Source organism: Streptomyces sp. SM10 (assembly GCF_002910915.1).
Lineage (GTDB): Bacteria > Actinomycetota > Actinomycetes > Streptomycetales > Streptomycetaceae > Streptomyces.
On the sequence record NZ_NEUF01000045.1, the window covers coordinates 28,679 to 32,841 of the forward strand.

The window sequence follows — 4,163 nt, forward strand, 5'->3', positions numbered from 1 at the left end:
GAAGGGTCGGCGGGGGTTATGAGCCAGCGGGACGCGGGGGTCGCGTAGGCGCTCACCGCGAAGGAACCCGCCAGCGACTGCCAGATCCCGCCGCCGCCCCTGCGGCCGCCCAGATCCAGCCGGTACAGATCCGTCGCCGACCGCACCGCCTCGCCGATGTCGCGCGGGAACGCGAGACCGACCTCGGGCGCGGGATCGGCGTCGGCGAGCCCGATCTCGTGCAGCGGCACGGGACGGCCGAGTTTGGCCCCTATCGCCGCCGCGATGAGATGGGGCGCCGCGCCCTGCGGCACCATGCCCTTGGCGACCCACCGGGCCACCGACGTCTTGTCGTAACGAAGTGTCAGACCGCGCTGCGATCCGAGGTCGTTGACCCGCCGGGCGAGCCCGGCGTTGCTGATTCCCGCGAGGGCGAGAACCGTGCCGAGCTTCTCGTTCGGCCCGCGTTGCTCCCTGGACATGCGCCACCCCTCGACACACAGACGGCCGCCGCGTCACCGTCGGGCGCGCGGCATTCGTACCGTGTTCTCCCCAGGTCCGGTCCCGGGCACTCCGGCCGCACACGCATTTGGCCGAGCCCCGTGGAATATGCCGCCCTGCTGAGACCATCGGTAAACCCAGCGTAGTTCGCCGCATCCCCACCGTTAAGGGGCAGACCTCCGTATGGCGGGAATGTTGTCCGTGCCGAGCGGGACGCGGGCGCCGTGCTCCTGATGTGTGGCCGTGCGCCCGGCCGTGCGCTCTGGTCCGGCCGGTGGGCAAGCGCTTCGATGGGTCCTGCGTGGGTCGGCCCGCCGAACTGGACTCTGCGGGCTGGGGGAGACCGCCGCCCCAATCCCCGCGGGCGGCGAACCGGTCCGGGAGGTGAAGAACACCTCCCGGACTGTGCGCCGTACGGGCGGGGTCCGGGGGAGACGTACGTGGGGGTCGGTGCGCCGGGGGGATGCGCCGGCCCCCACGTCGTCGCACCTCGGCGCGGCGGCCCGGGGTGTCCGGGGGCGCTGCCGCGGACCGGTGGGGAAGGGGCCCCGCGCTCTGCGCGCGTGTCCCTCCGGCGCCCGTCCGGGGGCGAAACGCGCGGTTCCGCCGCGAGTGGAGAATGGCCGAATAGTGTCGGTCGGACCGGGGGTCGCGAGGCGGCCCGGCGATGGCCGGATCGTGACTGTTCCAGGGCTGGTCCGGGGCGGGGGCCGCGTCCGCGGCGTCCGTCACCACTCCCGGAAGATCCCATTCCGTTGCGGAGGAGCCTTCGGCGCCGTGGCCAGGCTCTTGCCAGGGGCGCATGCGCATCCGGTGTGCGCCGCCCGTACCCCCTCCGGGGCACCGTTGTCGTGGCAGCATGTCCCGCAACGGCGTACCCGCCTCCTGGGCGCGCCGGTTCGTCCACAGCCTGTGGAGGCGGCGATGCGTTGGTTGGTGGGGTGGAGCAGTCTCGCCGCGAGCTTCGGCACCGTGGGCGCGGTCGGCCACCACGGGGAGGGGCGCACCGTCCAGCCGGTCGGCTCCCAGCCCCTCTGGGGCGACCCGGATCCCCTCTGGGCCGTGGGCGACTGGCGCCCCGACGAGATCCGCGTCATCACGGCCGCCACCCCCGAGGGAGCCCCCACCACCCGTCTCGCCGTCCTCGGCTGCTGCGGCGCCACCGACGAACAGCTCCGGGTCGGGCTGCTCGCCGCCCGCGGCGGGGCGCTGCGCCACCTCACCGCCTGGCCGGGCAGCTACACGGCCGTCGTGCAGATCGGGCGCCGCACCACCATCGCGGGCGACCTCGCCGGAGCCCGTCCCGTCTTCCACGCACCCACGCCATGGGCCAACGGCACCGCGTACGCCACGGCCGCCCTCCCGCTCGCCGACCTCATCGAGGCGCAGCTGGACATCGGCCACCTCGCCGCCCTGCTGGCCTGCCCCGAGACCCCGGAGGCCCTGGGCGACGGCACACCGTACGCGGGGGTGAAGCGGGTCCCGCCGGGGCACGCGCTGATCCTCCGCGAGGGCTCGCGCGAGATCACCGGGTACGAGGCCGTGGCCTCGCTCGCCGTGGCGGCCCCGCAGACCGATCCCGTGAGCGCGGTCGAAGGCGTGCGGGACGCGCTGGTCGAAGCCGTACGCGCACGGCTCACGGCACCCCGCCACGCCCCGGAGACCCTGCCGCCCGACCCCGGGCCCGTCCCCGGCATGGGGCCGGCCGAACGCCGCGCCGCCCGAGGCGCGCCCGTCCCCGGAATCGGCTCCGACCTCTCCGGCGGGAGCGCGTCCGCCACCCTCGCCCTGCTGGCCGCGGGGCTGCCCGGGCTGCCGGGCACCGTGCTGGGACACGGCACGGGAGCGGGCGAGCGCCTCCTCGCCGTCACCTTCAACGACCTCTCCACCCAGGGCCGCGAGGACGAGTTGGAGCGCGCCCGGGCCATCGCGGCCAACCCCCGCCTGCACCATGTGGTCGTCGCGGCGGGCGAGGAGGCCCTGCCCTACGCGTCGTTGGAGAGCGGCCCGCTCACCGACGAGCCCGCGCCCTCCCTCGTCGTCGCCGAGCGCCACCGCCGCCGGCTCGCCGCGGGCAGCGCGGACCACTTCGTCGGCCACGGCGCCCGCCAGGTCCTGGACGCGCACCCCGCCCGCCTCGCCGACCTCCTCATGGACCGGCGCAGACGCCACCTCCTGAGACCGGTCGCCGCGCTCGCCAGAGCCGAAGGACCCTCCACGCACTCGCTGTTCGTCCCGCTGGCCGTCTACCGCGCCGCCCGCCGGCTCGCCCGCACGTCGTACCGCACCGGCCTGGAGACCGCGGCGTCCCTGCTGCCCGAGGCCAACCGGGACGTCCCCGGCCTCGACACCCCGGCCGACGCCTCGCTCGCCTCCCTCGCCTGGTCCCGGCCCGGCCCGGCCGCGCGCTGGCTCACCGGGGAGGCACTCGCGGAAGTATCGGTTCGTCTCCAGGAGGCGGCGATCCGGCCCGCGTCGGTCCAGCGCCCCGGGGAGGCCCGCGCCCGTGCGGCGCTGGCCCGGCACGCGGCCGGCCAGCGGATCCTGGAACAGGCCGCGGAGATCCGCAGCCAGCGGTTGCACGCCCCCTTCCTCGACAACCAGGTCGTACGGGCCGCCCGTGCCCTCCCGGAGTCGCTGCGGGTCCAGCCCGGGGCCCGGGCCGCGATCCTGCGCCGGGTCCTCTCGGGCGCCGGCATCCACGACCTGCCGCCGGGCTGGGGCACCCCGTCGGAGGCCACCTCGGACGCGGCCGGACGCATCGGACTGCGGACCGCCCTCCCGGAACTGATCGCCCTCTTCGACGCCCCGCTGCTCGCCGACGCGGGCCTGGTCGAGGCGCGCGTCGTGCGCAGGGCGCTGCGGGCGGCGTCCGAGGGCGAGCCCCTGCCCCTGGACGGTCTGGCCGAGCTGGCGTCCACGGAACTCTGGCTCCGGCGGCTGGTCACCCGCCGGGGCACCTGCTGGACCGGCACGGCGGCCCCGAGGCAACGGGCGGTCGCGGGCGGCGTGGTCCCCGCCCGCAGGACACTCCAGCCGTAGCGGATCGAGGCACCCCGGCGAAGGCGGACGCGACACCATGCCCCGTGCGGTATCTGATCCTGGGCGTCACCGGCGCGCGTGACGAGCACGGCGGTCCGCCGCCCGTCGGCGGAGCCCGGCTGCGTACCCTGCTGACCGCACTCGCCCTGCGGTCGCCGGGGAGCTCAGCGGCAGCTGATCCGCGACGCCGCCCAGTCCGCCAGCGCGACCCCGCCGAGCGCCCCCGAGGGCTCCACGACGAGCCGGATCGACCGGCTGCCCTCGATGGAGACGCTCACCGGAACCGCCGGCTCACCGCCCCGCACCACGGGCGACCGCCACAGCCGCGCCCCCTCGCCGTCGTACACGGAGAAGCGCACGGCGCCGAGTCCCAGGGTCAGGTCGTCGACCCCCGCCATCGCCTCGTAGCGGGTGCACGGCCGGTTGAGCTGGACGGCGACCGACGAGCGGGAGGGAGCGGTCACTCCGTGGGCGTACGTCGTGGAGGCGATCGACAGCCCGCTCCGCTGCCAGAAGACGCCCCTGCTCCCGCCGAGCAGGATCTCCGGCCCGGTGTGATCACCGGCCACGGAGTACGCCAGCTCGTTCACCTGGTAGACCTCCGGCGCGGGGGGCGGGGGCGGCTCCGGCGAGGGCGTCGG

At 76.1% G+C, this 4,163-nt stretch carries 3 protein-coding genes (1 of these 3 cut by a window edge); 1 reads left to right on the forward strand and 2 read right to left on the reverse strand.

All coding sequences use genetic code 11. The features are described 5' to 3' along the window. Positions 1-461, reverse strand: partial view of a sporulation protein gene (locus tag B9S57_RS04655; protein WP_103514238.1) — the start only. 1,051 nt of this gene lie to the left of the window's left edge; 461 of the gene's 1,512 nt are visible here — the first part of the coding sequence; it begins with the start codon at positions 459-461; its stop codon lies off the left edge, out of view. Between the two features lie 943 nt (positions 462-1,404). Between B9S57_RS04655 and B9S57_RS04660 the strand changes: the two genes are divergently transcribed. Next, entirely contained in the window at positions 1,405-3,522 is a 2,118-nt protein-coding gene (locus tag B9S57_RS04660) for an asparagine synthase-related protein (protein ID WP_107499014.1), read from the forward strand. Between the two features lie 164 nt (positions 3,523-3,686). Here B9S57_RS04660 and B9S57_RS04665 read toward each other — a convergent pair. Continuing rightward, on the reverse strand, positions 3,687-4,163 hold a 477-nt coding region (locus B9S57_RS04665; RefSeq protein WP_181011230.1), incomplete at its 5' end, for an NPCBM/NEW2 domain-containing protein.